The 14,845-nt window shown below is 60.4% G+C and carries 14 protein-coding genes; 3 read left to right on the forward strand and 11 right to left on the reverse strand.

Features of this window, described 5'->3' with window-relative positions; all coding sequences use genetic code 11:
- The first annotated feature begins 11 nt into the window (after positions 1 to 11).
- The gene (mutM, locus tag BKD70_RS03830) at positions 12 to 824 is read left to right on the forward strand and encodes a bifunctional DNA-formamidopyrimidine glycosylase/DNA-(apurinic or apyrimidinic site) lyase (RefSeq protein ID WP_047278438.1); all 813 of its coding nucleotides are present in this window, start codon (positions 12 to 14) and stop codon (positions 822 to 824) included.
- A gap of 33 nt (positions 825 to 857) precedes the next feature.
- Here the strand turns inward: mutM and BKD70_RS03835 are convergent, their stop codons facing one another.
- The 5 genes from BKD70_RS03835 to BKD70_RS03855 form a co-directional block, all read right to left on the reverse strand.
- A complete protein-coding gene (locus tag BKD70_RS03835; protein ID WP_047278436.1) occupies positions 858 to 1,109 on the reverse strand; it encodes a YfhL family 4Fe-4S dicluster ferredoxin in 252 nt (83 codons plus the stop codon).
- Positions 1,110 to 1,209: 100 nt separating this feature from the next.
- The gene (coaD, locus tag BKD70_RS03840) at positions 1,210 to 1,692 is read right to left on the reverse strand and encodes a pantetheine-phosphate adenylyltransferase (protein ID WP_047278434.1); all 483 of its coding nucleotides are present in this window, start codon (positions 1,690 to 1,692) and stop codon (positions 1,210 to 1,212) included.
- Between the two features lie 124 nt (positions 1,693 to 1,816).
- Complete coding sequence (locus tag BKD70_RS03845; protein WP_047278433.1) at positions 1,817 to 3,415, reverse strand: GMC family oxidoreductase; 1,599 nt, start codon at positions 3,413 to 3,415, stop codon at positions 1,817 to 1,819.
- Between the two features lie 42 nt (positions 3,416 to 3,457).
- A complete protein-coding gene (locus BKD70_RS03850; protein WP_047278431.1) occupies positions 3,458 to 4,003 on the reverse strand; it encodes a hypothetical protein in 546 nt (181 codons plus the stop codon).
- Positions 4,004 to 4,019: 16 nt separating this feature from the next.
- The gene (locus BKD70_RS03855; RefSeq protein ID WP_047278429.1) at positions 4,020 to 5,450 is read right to left on the reverse strand and encodes a coniferyl aldehyde dehydrogenase; all 1,431 of its coding nucleotides are present in this window, start codon (positions 5,448 to 5,450) and stop codon (positions 4,020 to 4,022) included.
- A gap of 162 nt (positions 5,451 to 5,612) precedes the next feature.
- Here BKD70_RS03855 and BKD70_RS03860 point away from each other — a divergent pair, with 162 nt between their 5' ends.
- Positions 5,613 to 6,281: a TetR/AcrR family transcriptional regulator gene (locus BKD70_RS03860; RefSeq protein WP_047278427.1), complete on the forward strand. Its 669-nt coding sequence runs from the start codon at positions 5,613 to 5,615 to the stop codon at positions 6,279 to 6,281.
- 29 nt (positions 6,282 to 6,310) lie between these two features.
- Complete coding sequence (locus BKD70_RS03865) at positions 6,311 to 7,165, forward strand: sulfurtransferase (RefSeq protein ID WP_047278426.1); 855 nt, start codon at positions 6,311 to 6,313, stop codon at positions 7,163 to 7,165.
- A gap of 48 nt (positions 7,166 to 7,213) precedes the next feature.
- On the opposite strand, the gene BKD70_RS03870 is transcribed toward BKD70_RS03865, so the two are convergent.
- From BKD70_RS03870 to BKD70_RS03895, 6 genes are all read right to left on the reverse strand, one after another.
- The gene (locus BKD70_RS03870; protein WP_047278425.1) at positions 7,214 to 8,041 is read right to left on the reverse strand and encodes an AraC family transcriptional regulator; all 828 of its coding nucleotides are present in this window, start codon (positions 8,039 to 8,041) and stop codon (positions 7,214 to 7,216) included.
- A complete protein-coding gene (locus tag BKD70_RS03875) occupies positions 8,041 to 9,072 on the reverse strand; it encodes a hydrolase (RefSeq protein WP_047278423.1) in 1,032 nt (343 codons plus the stop codon). Before BKD70_RS03875 ends, BKD70_RS03870 begins: the two co-directional genes overlap by 1 nt.
- Before the next feature lie 8 nt (positions 9,073 to 9,080).
- Complete coding sequence (locus BKD70_RS03880) at positions 9,081 to 10,625, reverse strand: pitrilysin family protein (protein WP_047278421.1); 1,545 nt, start codon at positions 10,623 to 10,625, stop codon at positions 9,081 to 9,083.
- Complete coding sequence (locus tag BKD70_RS03885) at positions 10,618 to 11,964, reverse strand: pitrilysin family protein (protein ID WP_047278419.1); 1,347 nt, start codon at positions 11,962 to 11,964, stop codon at positions 10,618 to 10,620. The genes BKD70_RS03880 and BKD70_RS03885 overlap by 8 nt, the downstream gene beginning before the upstream one ends.
- A gap of 93 nt (positions 11,965 to 12,057) precedes the next feature.
- Positions 12,058 to 13,491: a pitrilysin family protein gene (locus BKD70_RS03890; protein ID WP_047278417.1), complete on the reverse strand. Its 1,434-nt coding sequence runs from the start codon at positions 13,489 to 13,491 to the stop codon at positions 12,058 to 12,060.
- The gene (locus BKD70_RS03895; protein WP_047278414.1) at positions 13,484 to 14,830 is read right to left on the reverse strand and encodes a pitrilysin family protein; all 1,347 of its coding nucleotides are present in this window, start codon (positions 14,828 to 14,830) and stop codon (positions 13,484 to 13,486) included. Before BKD70_RS03895 ends, BKD70_RS03890 begins: the two co-directional genes overlap by 8 nt.
- Positions 14,831 to 14,845: the final 15 nt, after the last annotated feature.

Genomic DNA, 14,845 nt, shown 5'->3' on the forward strand with positions numbered 1-14,845 from the left:
CGGAGTGTCGAATGCCTGAATTACCTGAAGTCGAAACCACTCGCCGCGGCATTGCCCCGCACCTCGAAGGGCAGCGGGTCAGCCGGGTGATCGTGCGTGAGCGGCGCCTGCGTTGGCCGATTCCCGAAGACCTGGATGTGCGTTTGTCCGGGCAGAAAATCGTCGGGGTCGAACGTCGCGCCAAGTACCTGCTGATTAACGCCGAAGTCGGGACATTGATCAGCCATTTGGGCATGTCGGGTAATTTGCGTCTGGTTGAGGCGGGGTCACTGGCGGCCAAGCATGAGCACGTGGACATCGAGCTGGAGTCCGGGCTTGCCCTGCGCTACACCGACCCGCGCCGCTTTGGCGCGATGCTCTGGACCCACGACCCGCTCAACCACGCATTGCTGTTGCGTCTGGGGCCTGAGCCACTGACCGATCTGTTTGACGGCGAGCGCCTGTTCCAGCTGTCGCGCAAACGCGCCATGGCGGTCAAGCCGTTCATCATGGACAACGCCGTCGTGGTGGGCGTGGGCAATATCTATGCGACTGAAGCGCTGTTTGCGGCTGGGATTGACCCGCGCCGCGAAGCCAAAAGCATTTCGCGGGCTCGCTATCTGAAGCTGGCGATCGAGATCAAACGCATATTGGCGGCAGCCATTGAGCGCGGGGGCACCACCCTGCGGGACTTCATTGGTGGCGATGGCCAGCCCGGCTACTTCCAGCAAGAACTGTTTGTGTACGGGCGCGCCTACGAGCAGTGCAAGGTGTGCGGCAGCGAATTGCGCGAGGTCAAGCTGGGCCAGCGCTCAAGCGTGTTCTGCCCGCGCTGCCAGACCTGAGTCGGGTCGCGCGGCTGACGGCACCGTGTTGTTTTACGCCTTGCCAGTGATCTGACGGTATTTTTCCATCAGCTGTTCTTCGGTTTCCGGGTGGGCTTCATCCAGTGGGATGCAGTCGACCGGGCAGACCTGCTGGCACTGCGGCTCGTCGTAGTGACCGACGCACTGGGTGCACAGGTTCGGGTCAATGACGTAGATCTCTTCACCTTGGGAGATCGCGGCGTTCGGACACTCGGGTTCGCAGACGTCGCAATTGATGCAATCGTCGGTGATGATCAGGGACATGGGTACTCCTGCCGGGGCGGTCGGCCCGGGCAACTGAAATCGAATGCGGGCAATTGTGCCGCATTGGCGCCCGCAGTGCACGCGGGCGCCGCTTCAGCGGTCACTTCTTGCGAAAGCGCTCAGTCAGGGCATCGGCCACGGCCGGGTGCACGAACTTGCTGATATCACCGCCCAACGCTGCGATTTCTCGCACTAACGTCGACGATATGAACGAATAACGCTCCGACGGCGTCAGGAACAGACTCTCAACATCCGGTGCCAGTTGGCGATTCATGTTCGCCAGCTGAAACTCATATTCGAAGTCCGACACCGCTCGCAGGCCGCGCAAAAATACATTGGCGTTCTGCTCTTTGGCGAAATGCGCAAGCAGGGTCGAGAAACCGACCACTTCGACATTGGGCAGGTGTTTGGTGACTTCGCGCGCCAGCTCAACGCGTTGTTCCAGGGGGAACAGCGGGTTTTTCTTGGGGCTGGCAGCGACAGCAATGATGACGTGGTCGAACAGGCGCGAAGCGCGTTCAACCAGGTCGCCATGGCCCTTGGTAATAGGGTCGAATGTACCTGGGTACAACACTCGGTTCATCGCGTCGTCCTGGCGGGAATCCGTTGGGGAGTCGGATGGTATCGCAGCAATCCCGGTCGGCCAAGTCGCCATTCGCAGTAGAAAGCACTATAGACGCCGCTGATTTGCCGATTATTTTCAGTTTTCATCCGGCTTTTACCAGGCGTTCGGCCAACAGTGTCGCCAGTTTTGCCGTGAGCCCATACACCGACAGTTGCGGGTTGGCGCCAATGCTGGTGGGGAATAATGAGCCGTCATGTACCGACACATTGCTCAGTTGATGATGTCGCCCAAGGCTGTCAGTGACGGCGAAGTGCGGATTCTCACCCATCGCGCAGCCGCCCATCACGTGGGCGCTGGCCAGACGTGTCCGATACAGCTCAAGGCTCAAACTGTCGATCAGTTCACGGGTTTCTCGCAGGTTTGTGCACATACGCGCATCGCTGTGCAGTGGCATCACGGCGCTGGCGCCTGCGGCAAATTGAACCTCGGCCATGCTGTGAAAGGCCCGCCTCAACCCCTCCCAGCCGTATGCCGTGAGGCGGTAATCCAGCACCGCAGAGCCGTCGCTGCGCAATTCAACGCTGCCGCCGGGGCTGTCGGGGTGAAAACCGTCGCGCATCAGGGCCAGCATCATCTGGGTGTTGGGCAACTGCGCCATGTGTTGCGCACCGGTTTCGCCATAGCGGGCAAACAGGGTGGCGGCCAGCGCCGGGTGCAAGGGCGGTACTTCGAGTTTGTAGCCCATCGGCCCGGTCACGCCGTCTTTCCACTGAAAATGGTCTGAGTAAATCGACTGCGGGGCACCGTAAAACCCGTTAATGGCGGTAGGAAACTGTGCGGCAGAAAAGTTGACCACGTGCAGAAATGTCCGCTTGCCCAGCGTTTTATGGGGATCGGGTGCGTCCGACCTCAGCAACAGGCCGGGGGTATTGATGCCACCGCCCGAGAGCACGTAATGCCGCGCCCTGACCGTGATCAGCCGGCCGGTGGGGGCGACGCAGCGCGGGTCCATGGCTTGGCATTCCAGCCCTGTGACCTGATCGCCCTTAATCAACAGGCGGTGGGCGCGTGCCAGATACAGCAATTGCCCCCCGTTTTCGAGGGTGGCGGGGATGGTCGTTACCAGCATCGACTGCTTGGCGTTGGTCGGGCAGCCCATGCCGCAATAACCGAGGTTCCAGCACCCGCGCACGTTGCGCGGGATGACGTCCCAGCTGTAACCCAACTGCTCGCAGCCGGTTTGCAGCACCTGATTATTGGCATTGGGCGGGACCCGCCAGGGTGCCACGCCCAGGCGTTGCTCCATGCGCTCGAACCAGGGCGCCATCTGTTCGCTGCCATGACCGACCACCGCATGCTCACGGGCCCACTGTTCAAGGGTGGGCGCGGGCGTGCGAAAGCTGGACGTCCAATTCACCAGCGTGGTTCCGCCCACCGCCCGGCCTTGCAAAATGCTCACGGCGCCGTCTTTGCTCATGCGGCCGATGCCCTCCTGATAGAGGCTGGCGTACGCCTCGTCTTCGAGCATCTTGAAATCACTGCTGGTTTTGAGCGGGCCTTCTTCGATCAACAGCACCTTCAAGCCCGCTGCACTGAGGATCTCGGCCGTGGTGCCGCCCCCTGCGCCGCTGCCGATGATGGCAACGTCGGCGTCCAGGATCAGGTCATGGTCGAGCTGCGCACCGTTGAGGGTTTTCCAGCCACGGGCCATGCCGTCGCGAAAGAGGTCGGGGACAGGCATAAGGAGGTATCCATTGGTTTTTATTGTTTTGGATGGTGCGGATCAGACAGTCGGCGGACCGGGATACCCGCACTGTGCCCAGGATTCCGGTCGTTCGTACCAACTCATCATCACCAGTTGCAGCAGGGAGGCATGCCCCATGCGCAGCAGGCTCAGGCTGCTGTTCTGCCAGCGTTCGAGAAAATGCCGAATACGTTCCGGGCTGGCGTTTTCCCAACCGCCCCAGACACCGGTGAGCGGGCCGCGTGTGACGGGCATGGCCAGCACATCAAACAGTTGCTGAGTGAGCGTTAATAGCGCGGGTGACAAGCGATTGAGGTTGCTGTCCAGCTTATGCAGGGTGGCATCGTTTGCACCGGGCATCAGTGATGGCGTGACGCTGCCGGCCAGCATGACGGGGATCAATGCCTGCAAAAAGGGCAGATCACGGTTACGCAGGACCGCAAAGCCACAGGCGCGGTCGCTGGACGAGCAACCACTGAGGCTGGCGGTTAAGCCGGCGGTGGCCAATAAGGTACTGGCCACCAGGCCGACTTTCATGACGCCCCGGCGCGACAACAGTGCGTTTTCCATACGGGCGTCAGGCATGCCCACTCCTTGTCGATCAGCGAATAAAGAGTTTCTGCACCCAGCGCCCGAGGGTGCGTCCGTAGGGCGGGTAGATGGCCAGCGAGCTGTTCACACGTTGCTTGGTCAGCACGGCTTTGGCATGGCTGAAGGTCAAAAACCCTTCGTGACCGTGATAGCAGCCCATCCCGGAAGGCCCCACGCCGCCAAAAGGCAGGTCGTCGATGGCCACGTGCAGCAAGGTTTCATTCACACACACGCCGCCTGAGTGGGTGTTTTCAAGCACCCGTTGCTGTTCGGCCTTGTTGTAGCCGAAATAATAGAGCGCGAGCGGGCGGGGTCTGTCGTTGATGTAGGCCAATGCCTGTTCCAGGTTGCGATACGGCACGATCGGCAGGAGCGGACCGAAGATTTCCTCCTGCATCACCTGCATCTCGTCGTTGACCTCCAGCAGCAGGCAATGGGGCATGCGTCGGCCCTGGCCCTGCTCATACAGCGGGATCAGGCGTGCGCCTTTGGCGCTGGCATCGGTTTTCAAATGCTCCAGGCGCGCCAGTTGCCGCTCGTTGATGATGGCTGTGTAGTCGGGGTTATCGCTCAGCGTCGGATAAAAACTGTGCATCACCTGACGATACGCATCAATAAAAGCGCCGACCCGGTCTTCAGGCACCAACACGTAATCAGGGGCGATACAGGTTTGTCCCGCATTCAGGCTTTTGCCCCAGGCGATGCGCTGGGCGGCGTCCTTGAGCGGTACGTCGGCCGAGACAATGGCCGGGGATTTGCCCCCCAGTTCCAGCGTGACCGGCGTCAGGTGTTCGGCCGCCGCACGCATCACCAACTTGCCCACATGGGTCGAGCCGGTGAACAGCAGGTGGTCCACTGGCAAAGAAGAAAAAGCCACCGCGACCTCGGCATCGCCCAGCACCACGGTGACCATGTCATCGGGAAAAATCCGCCCCAGCAGGTCTTTGAGCAAACGCCCGGTGGCCGGGGTGAATTCACTGAGTTTGAGCATCACCCGGTTGCCCGCCGCCAACGCACCGATCAAGGGGCCCATCGCCAAAAACAGCGGGTAATTCCACGGAACTATGATCCCGATCACGCCCAGAGGCTGATACAGGACGCGGGCGCTGGCGGGTTGGAACATTACGCCTACGCTGCGAGAAGAGGGTTTCATCCAGCGTTTAAGGTGTTTAAGGGCGTAATCGATGTTGTGCAGGCTGGGCATCAGTTCGGCAAACAGCGTTTCGTCAGGGCTACGGTGGCTAAAGTCCTGGCTGATGGCGTCGATTAACACCTCGCGTTCATCGCTGAGCAACCGCCGTAGGCTTTTGAGCCACTGCTGGCGTTGTGCAAGCGGAGGATAAGGATGCGCAGCGTAGGCCTGACGCTGTTTGTCGAGCAGGGAGAGAAGATCAGTCGGTAGGACTTTGGTGTCTTGATGGTAGGCACTGTCTACAGACATGATCCGCTCCGGGTCGTTTTTTATAGGTAATGTTTACAAGAGCCAGGTCGTTTCTAGAACGTATGCTCTAAGTTGTCAATCAGGGGGCCTGCCTGTCGCGTTGTTTATCGATTCGGGGTTAGGCCGTAAGATGCCATTCGTTCTCAAGTAAAGCTCAAGACCATGGCCGCACGAATAAAAACCAGCCAGCGTATTGTCAACACCAGCCTGGAGCTGTTTAACCAGTTGGGCGAGCGCAGTGTGAGCACCAACCACATTGCGGCGCACATGGAGATTTCTCCGGGCAATCTGTATTACCACTTCCCCAATAAGCAGGCGATCATCGCCGTTTTGTTTGGCGAATACGAAACGCTTGTCCTGAGCTTTTTGCGCGCGCCAGAAGGGCGTCTGGCGACGGTTGCCGATAAACATTTCTACTTGCAACAACTGCTCGATGCGATGTGGCGCTACCGGTTCTTGTACCGTGACATTGAGCATTTGCTGCACAGCGACAGCGAGCTGGCCTCCCGTTACCGGCTTTTCTCGCAAAACTGCCTGAAGCAGGCCCAGTTGATTTATGCGAGCTTCGTCGAGGCGGGGATTCTCAACATGACCCCGCTGCAAATCGAGTCGTTGACCCTCAATGCGTGGATCATCCTGACGTCATGGGTCGGGTTTCTGTGTACCACGCGTGAGAACAGCGACCAGCTCAGCGAGCAGGCGATCAAACGTGGTGTTTATCAACTGCTGGTACTGGAAGCCGGGTTCGTCACCGATCAGGCCCGGGAGGCGGTTGATGAACTCATCAAGGAATATTACGTTCCGCTGGAAAACACCCTGGATTCTCACTAACTGCTTTTGATCCGTCACAGGAGTTCACGATGCCCGTTGCGCAATTGATCAGCCCTCAAGCCCTGAACGAACGCCAGTCCCAGCCCGGTTTGGTCATTCTGGATTGCCGCTTTGCGCTTGAAGACCCGGACTACGGGCTGCGCAGCTATGCCGAAGGCCACATCGAGGGCGCGCAGTTTGCCGACCTGGAACGCGACTTGAGTGGCCCGGTGACCAAAGGCGTCACGGGGCGTCATCCGTTGCCTGATCCCGATGAGCTGATAGAGCGTTTGCGCGGGTGGGGCATCAACAACGACAGCGATGTGGTGCTGTATGACGACGGTCCGGGGGCATTTGCCGCGCGGGCGTGGTGGTTGTTGGCGTGGCTGGGCAAGCGGGACGGGGTGTTTGTGCTCGACGGCGGCCTTAAAGCCTGGCACGCCGCGGGTTTTCCGCTGAACCTTGATTCGGTCAAGCTTCCCCGGGGGCATTTTGACGGAGCACCGGACAATCAGTTGCTGATCAAGGCCCAAGCGCTGCAAAAGCGCCTCAACGACCCTGTCCTGACCTTGATCGATGCTCGCGCCTTGCCGCGCTTTCGGGGCGAGGTTGAACCGATCGACCCGGTGGCCGGGCACATCCCGGGTGCGCAATGTGCGGCTTTTGGCGAAAACCTCGACAGCAGCGGGCGGTTTCTCCCGGTTGAGCAACTCAAGCAGCGTTTTGCCGAAAAACTCGGTGATCGCTCGCCGGATGAACTGGTGGCGTACTGCGGTTCTGGCGTGACGGCGTGTCATAACTTGTTCGCGCTGGCATTGGCCGGTTATCCGCTGGGCAAACTCTACGCCGGGTCATGGAGCGAATGGATCAATGACCCGCAGCGCGGCGTTGCGACGGGCGAGTAAAAGGCGCGGTAGCCGCCGGGTGGGCGGGCAACTGCGGATTGATCGGTGTCAGGTACACGCGGCCCGGTAGGCCGCAGGCCCCACACCGTAAACCTTTTTGAATTGTCGGCTGAGGTGGCTTTGGTCCGCGAACCCCAGTTGGGTCGCGACGTATACCGGCAAGCAACCTTGTTGCAATAAAGCCCGCGCGTGAGCGACGCGTTGCTGCATCAACCAGGCGTGCGGCGGCATGCCCGTGGCGCGCTGAAAGACCCGCGCAAAGTGAAACGGCGACAAATTGACGGCTGCCGCCAGTTCTTCCAGCGATGGCGGATGCGCCAGGCGTGTCTGCAACAGTTCCTTGGCCTGCCTCACCGCCCGGTGTTCCACCCCCGGTGGGGCCGGTTGCGGCAAACGGGCATGGCGGCTGAGCAGCGCAAGCATCATCTGCCGCCAGACGGTTTGTTGTTGCAGCGCCGATTCCGGGCCTTCGAGCAGTTGGTGCAAGTGGCACAGCCCGCTGAACAGTTCGGGGTCTTGCAGCAGCGTGTCGTTGAACGTGGGCAAGTGCGTGCCGGGCAGGTTCAGTTCCTCCAGCAAGCTGTGCATCTGCGCGTTGTCAGGGTAGAAGGCGCGGTAGCGCCAGCCGGCGTCGTGGCCTTTGTGCCCGTTATGCACTTCGTCGGGGTTGATGAGTACCAGCGTCCCGGTGGGCGCCAGGTGTTCAGCCCCGCGATACCGATAACGCTGGGCACCGGCCATGATCATGCCGATCACAAAGCCATCGTGCACATGGGGCACGAAACGGTGTTCGATGTAGCGCGCGGTGAGTAACTCGACACCTGTCAGCGGGGCTGTTTGCCAGAAACGGATCGACTCACCTTGCTCGCCGTTCATCACGCCGACTCATGTTTCAGACTGGCCAGCCACTGCGGAATGCGGCGTTCAAGGTAGTAACGCGGTGTTCTCAAGGAACCTTCCACGAAGCCCACATGGCCGCCCCTGGCGTGCAGCTCCAGCTCGGTGCAGGGTGACAGCTCGCTGGCTTCGGGGATGCTGTGCTTGAACACGAACGGGTCATCTTCGGACTGGATAATCAACGTCGGTGTCTCGATAGCGCCCAGGTAGTAACGGCTGGACGCACGGCGGTAATAGTCGTCCACATTCAGATAGCCGTTGAGCGGGGCCGTGACCCGGTCATCGAACTCCCAAAACGTACGCATTTTGCTCAAGGATTTAAGCGTGCCCAGTTTGGCCAGCGTGGCCAGGCCTTCCTGCTTGGCGTCGTGGGTGAACTGACGCTGTTTGTTTTTCACGTACGCCACCATCTCGCGCATGAAATGCGCTTGATACACCTTGGAAAACCCTAGTCCGATGCGGTCTGCGCATTGGTCCAGTCGGAACGGCACCGACACCGCGACTGCGCCCTGCAGACCACTGGCGCTGCCCGATTCGCCCAAGTATTTGAGCAAGACGTTGCCGCCCAGCGAGTAGCCCACGGCATACAGCGGCGCCAGCGGGAAGCGTGCACGCAGGTGGGCGACAGCGGCGGCCAAGTCTTCACTGGCCCCGGAATGGTAACTGCGCGCCAGCAGGTTGGGTTCCCCGGAGCACCCACGCCAGTTCAACGCCACGCTGGCCCAGCCCTGAGCCGCCAGCGCGCATTGTTGGCCCACGATGTAATGCGACCCCGAAGAGCCGGTCAAGCCATGCAGGAGTAACACCAACGGTTGATAGGCCGATGGCGCGCCATGCCAATCCAGGTCCAGAAAGTCGCCATCGTCGAGCCACAGCCGTTCTCGCTGGTGTTCAACCACAGGTTTGGTACGCCACAACGGCCCCCATAACGTTTGCAGATGTGGGTTGCCAAGGCCTGAAGCTGGGTTAAACGATTCAACAGGTAACGCAGGGGAAACTGGAGCGCGCACTTAAGTTCTCAATCGGTGACAGGGGTTGGGGTGTGCTTAAGTTGCCACAACACGGAGCGGTGCCCAAGCAGTGTGTGCTGGCCGGGGCTGGCCCAATTGGTCGATGTGCAGGTCTGCCCGGTGTCGGGCGTCCCGGTGACGATGTCGGGCAGGGGCCGTTGTTCGACGCTGGGACCCAGTGTCAGGCTGACCCAGCTATCAGCGTCAAGGTGCCGTTTCATGGCCGCCGTGATCTGTTGCGGGGTCATTTTTTGGATTTCGGCGGTTTTGAGCGTGAAATCCAACGCTTGGTCGAAGCGGTTGATGATCCCCAGTTCATTGAGCAGGTTCTTGTTGGTCGCCATCAATTGGGGCAGGGCCTGGCGCAGATATTGTTTGATGGTGTCCAGTTGTTCTTCGCTCGGGCCTTCCTTGAGAAATTGCGCAAACAGCGTTTTGGCCAGGTTCAGGGCTTCGCGACTGTAAGAGGGCGGGGTGCTGAACTGGATCATCCAGCCTGTGGCACCTCGGGCATGCTCGATGTCGGAAAACACCCCGTAGGTCACGCTGTATTTTTCACGTAACTGAGCATTGAGTACGTGAGAAAAAACGACATTGGCGATACGAATCGCGATGGCGTCCGGGTGCTGATTGGGCAAGGCGTTTTGCATCATCAACAGCAGCGTCCGGTTGGCATCTTCCTCCAGATGCACGTGCTGGCCAGTGCTTGGCGCCGCGGTGAAGGTGGGCGCAGCCGCCAGCGCCGGACCTTGTGGCAGCGCATCGGCCAGGTGCTGGCTGAACGCCCGCGCCTGTTCCGGCGTAAGGTCGCCCACTATCACGATGTGTGCGTTGGCGGCGGTATAAGCGCGACGATAAAAATCACGCACCTGCCGGGCATCGATGTGTTCAAGGCTTTGCGTCGTGCCATTGACCGGGCGCGACAGCGGGTGGTCCTTGTACAGGGTGGCTCGTATCAAGGCCAGCGCCCGTGACTCGGGGAGCGATTGTTCGAGTTTGAGATCCGTCTGCAGCGACCGCCTGATCCGCTGCAGGTTTGCCTCGCTGAAGGTGGGGCGGGTGAGGGTCTCGGTAAACAGGGCCATCACCGGGTCAAGGATGGCTTTGTCGCTCAGGCTTCTGAGCGTGTAATAGCTGTGTTCGGTGTCGATACCGTGGGTGATTTTCACGCCGTAACGGTCAAACCCGCGGGCAATGTCATTCGCTTGCTTGAGCGCCGAGTCCCCGCTGAACAGCGATTGGGTCATGGCGGCCAGCCCTGGGCTATCGCCGTCGTGATAACTGCCGGCGGCAAAGCTGAGTTTCAGGTCGATCATGGGCAAGCGGTGACTTTCGACAAACAGCACGCGGGTGCCTTGTTTAAGCCTCCAGGACTGGATGAGCGGGGCGGTGGTGACGGCTTCGGGTTCTGTCAGTTCGCGCAGCGATTGCAAAGGCAGCGAGGGTGCCGGGTGTTCGGCAGCGTGAAGGTAACGACCCATGCACAGGGCAATCCCCAGCAGTGCAATCAGGCAGGTGAGTGCGCAGCGAGTAAAGGTCTCGGGGTTATTCATGAGGCATCTCCTCAGGCAGTGCGTAGCTGGTGGTCAAGTGATCGGTTGCGAGGAAGGTGCGCACCACGCGTTGAACGTCTAGTGGGGTGATGGCCTTCAGGGTGTCGAGCCTTGCCTGTTCCGAACGCCAGTCCAGCCCGGCCATCTCCTGCTTGCCCAACTGCAACGCCCGGTTCGACAGTTCGTCCTGATCGAACACGCGTCGGGCAGTGATCTGAACGCGTGCGCGGTCCAGGTCCTGCTGACGGGGAGGGGCCGTTTTCAGCGTGTCGATAAGGGCCAGGATCCGGGTTTTGACTGCCTCCATGGACCCGGCTTTCTCAAGGTCAGGCAAGGCCCGGATGCTGAACAACTCATCACCCTGACTGACGGCTGTGTAGTGAACGGTTATGCCGCTCACCAAGCCTTCCTGATGGGCTAGTCGGGTCTTGAACAGCGAGCTGTTTGCGCCTGCCAGCAACTCGCTGAGCAGTTCCAGTGCCGGGGCGATCGTGGGGTCTGCTTGCGTCTTCAGGCTGGGTACGTTGAAGGCCATGTAGAGCACAGGAATCTGGTGAGGGATGTATTGGGTGATGCGACGTTCACCCGGTGTCGGCAGTTCGAGGGGGGCAGGGCTGTAAGGCAATGGTCGTCGCGCGATGGGCCCGAAGTAACGCTCGGCCAGCTGTTTGACCTGCTGTGCATCCACATCGCCGGTGACCACCAGTACCGCGTTATTGGGCGCGTACCAGTGGCCGTACCAGTGCTTCAAGTCTTCTATTTGCAGACGATCCAGGTCATGCCGCCACCCGATGACCGGGTTGCCCGCAGCGCTTGCAGGCAGCGCCAGGCGTCGTGGCAACTCCAGTGCGCGTCTCAGGGGATGGTTTTCAAAGGACTCACTGCGTTCGTTTTTGATCACTTCTCGCTCGCCGCCCCACTGGGTGGCGGACAGGTGCGAGGTGCTCATCTGGTCGGCCAGAATTTCAAAACTCACGCCCAGGGCGTGCGCAGGCAGGGTGTGAAAGTAGAGGGTTGCGTCATTCAGGGTCGTGGCATTTTCGCTGCCGCCCAGGTGTTGCAGGATCTGGTCGGACTCGCCCGAGCACAGCTTGCTGCTGCCATTGAACAGCATGTGTTCCAAGGCGTGTGACAGGCCTGTCTGGCCGGGGCCTTCCTGGTTCGAACCAATGCGATACCACAGGTGGGAGTGAACCAGAGGGGCGTGGTGGTCTTCATAAACAATGAGCTTCAGGCCGTTGTCGAGCATGAACTCATGAATCGATGGTGGGCGGCTGGCGAACGCCAACAGCGGTTGCAACATGACGCCGAATACCAGTGCGGCGAGGAGTGGTCTCATGGGGGTGTCCTGACGATTGTTCGTCAGGACAGGTTGCGTCACACGCCTGTTGCACGTGCGTTACATAAGTACGCAATGATCGGCGCCGGGCATTCAGGGCGCCGGGACAGGTAAAGGACGCTGGGTCGTCGTGGGGCCATGGCTGGTTATCACCCATTGATCGGCCTTGAGATACCGGTTTATGACCGCTTTGATGTGCGCAGGCGTCAGCTGTTGCGCTTGCATGACCAGCGCGTCGAAGTTGCGGGGTAACCCGTGTGCGCCGATGAGCAGCAACTGTTGCAGCATTTGCGCATTGCTGGCGCTGGTCAGCGGCAGGTTCCCCGCGAGCCGTCGCTTGACGTCGACCAGTTCTTGCTCGGTTGGCCCTTCGTCCAACCATTGCTCAAACAGCGTTTTGACAAGCCTGATCGTGGCCTCTTGGTGGTCGGGATCGGTTTGTACGCTGATGGTCCAGGGGCCTCCCGCCTGCCACAGCGGCATGAAGGACGCTGCGCTGTAGGTCAACCCGCGCTTATGGCGTAGCTCATTGATCAGGCGGTTATGACCGGAGCCACCGAACAGCAGGCTGGCCACTTGCAGCGCGACGTAATCGGGGTGATTGGCCGGTATGCCGGGCTGCGCCAGCATGATGTGGGTCTGGCCGGAGAGCGCTTCAACGTGCGCATGGCCGGGCCGGGTTGCCATGCCCATGTTCAGCGCAATGGGCGCCAGTTTCGGCCCTTGAGGCAATGCCTGGCTCAAGGCGATGCTGAGCGTTGTGGCGTCGTCCAGCGAGAGGTCACCGACCATTACCAGCAAGGCATTGGAGGCGCTGTAGGCCTGTTGATGGAAGGCCCGCAGGTGTTCAGCCCCGAGCTTTGCGATGCTCTGCTCGTTGCCTGCCTGCGCACTGGCGTAAGGATGACCGGCGTATAGCTGTGCATGCAGGGCCTGTTGGGTGAGCAAAGCGGGGTTTTGCCGGGCCAGCGTGAGTTCGTTGAGTGCGGTTGCCTTGATGCGCTCGGTGGCCGTCGGGGAAAACGCGGGGGCGCTGACCAGTTGCGTGAACAGCTCAACGGCCGCGCTGCGGGTCTTTGGTTCGCTCAGGGTGCGCAGGTTCACGCGCACTTCGTCCTTGTCCACGGAAGACGTCAGTTGCGCGCCCAGTTGATCGAAGGTGTCGGCAATGGTCTGCGCGTCCTTGCCCTCAATGCCTTGATGCAACAGTTTCAAGGTCAGGGCGGCTCGCCCCGGCATGTCATCGTCCCGGCTGCTGCCTGCCGAGAAGCGCACGCTTAGGTCCACCACAGGAATCTCGCGGGTTTCGATAAAGAGCACGCCGGTGCCTTCATGGGTTGACCAGGCATGAATCTTCAGGGGCCGGTTGGCAATGTGGCTGTCATCAAGGGTCTCCAGGGTCTTCAACCCCGCCGACACGGGCTCTACGGCGTGCGCCGCGGCGTTCAGGCTCAGGCTGATGACCAGCACTGAACGTGCTGCGCGCAGGAAGGAGGAACGCTTCGGCGTCGAGCACAGGTCAGTCATGTTTTTTCTCCGGCCCCGGCAGGTAAGCGGCGCTGTAGCGGTTTTCAGTGAGGTAGGTGCGGGCCAGTTGCTGAATGTCAGATGCGGTCAGTGCCAGCACGCTCCGGGCCTGAGTGTCGAGGGTGGACCAGGGCAGGCCGATGCTTTCCAGTTCGCCCAGTTCGCTGGCTTGTTTCTCGACTTGATCGTGGGCATAGATGCGCTTGGTGATGATTCTGCGTTTGGCGCGGTCCAGGATTTCAGCGCTGACGGGCGTGGTTTTTAGCCCATCAAGGTGCGCCCAGATCAGGCGCTCGATGTCGTGGGGCGTCTGCGTACTCGAAGGGCTGATTTCAGCCCACAACCTGAGCAGGCCATCGCCGCGGTTCAACAGGTCGTAATGGGAATAAGCGCCTGCCAGCAACCCTTGTTCATGGAGCAGACGGACTTTGAGAGGCGAGCTGTTGCTGCTGGCCAGCAACTCGTTGAGCACCAGTAGGCCAAACGCGGTTTGAGGGTCTTTCGCGGTTTTTAAACTGGGCACGTTAAACGCCAGGGCCAGCTTGCCATTGGGGCTGGGGAGGCCAAGGTGCAACTCGCGGCGCCCGAGACGATGCAGTTCGACCGGCGGCCGTGCCGTGGGCAAGGGGCGTGCGACCAACGCGGCGAAATGCTCGGTGACCATGGCTTTGACCTGCGCCAGGGTAACGTCGCCGGCGATGACCAGAACGGCATTGTTTGGCGCGTACCACTGTCGATACCACTGGGTGAGTGGCGGGTCGGGCATGCGCTGGATGTCATGCATCCAGCCCAGAATCGGGTTTTTATAGGTGCTGGCCACATGGGCCGTGGTTTTAAGCCGCTCGTTGATCACGCTCCACAGGTTGTGGTCGACGGTGGTCAGGCGTTCTTTTTGGATGACCTGTAATTCGGTCTGTAACTGGGCTTCACTCCAGCGTGCGCTGCGCATCTGATCGGCAAGTACTTCCAGCGACACCGCCAGCCGGTTCTTCGCCTGTAGCTGCGTGTAGAACGTGGCATCGGGACGGGTGGTGGCCTGGTGGCTGACGCCCAGCGAATCAAACACCTTCACCGCCTGGCCTTCAGGCAACTTGCTGCTGCCTTTGAACACCATATGTTCCAGCGCGTGGGACACACCTGTTTGCCCTTCCTGCTCATAGCTGGCGCCGACCTTGTACCAAAGCTGGGACGCCACCACGGGGGCGCGGTGATCTTCGCGGACGACGACCTTCAGGCCGTTGTCGAGTGTGAAAACGTGAGTAACGGGGTGTGAGTGGGCATGAACGGTCGCTGGCAACCACAAGGCGATTAGCCAGCGACCCAAGAGCGGGAGTTTCATCCGGGAGGATCCTTG

This window comes from Pseudomonas sp. BS-2016 (genome assembly GCF_001806145.1).
In the GTDB taxonomy this organism is placed as follows: domain Bacteria; phylum Pseudomonadota; class Gammaproteobacteria; order Pseudomonadales; family Pseudomonadaceae; genus Aquipseudomonas; species Aquipseudomonas lundensis.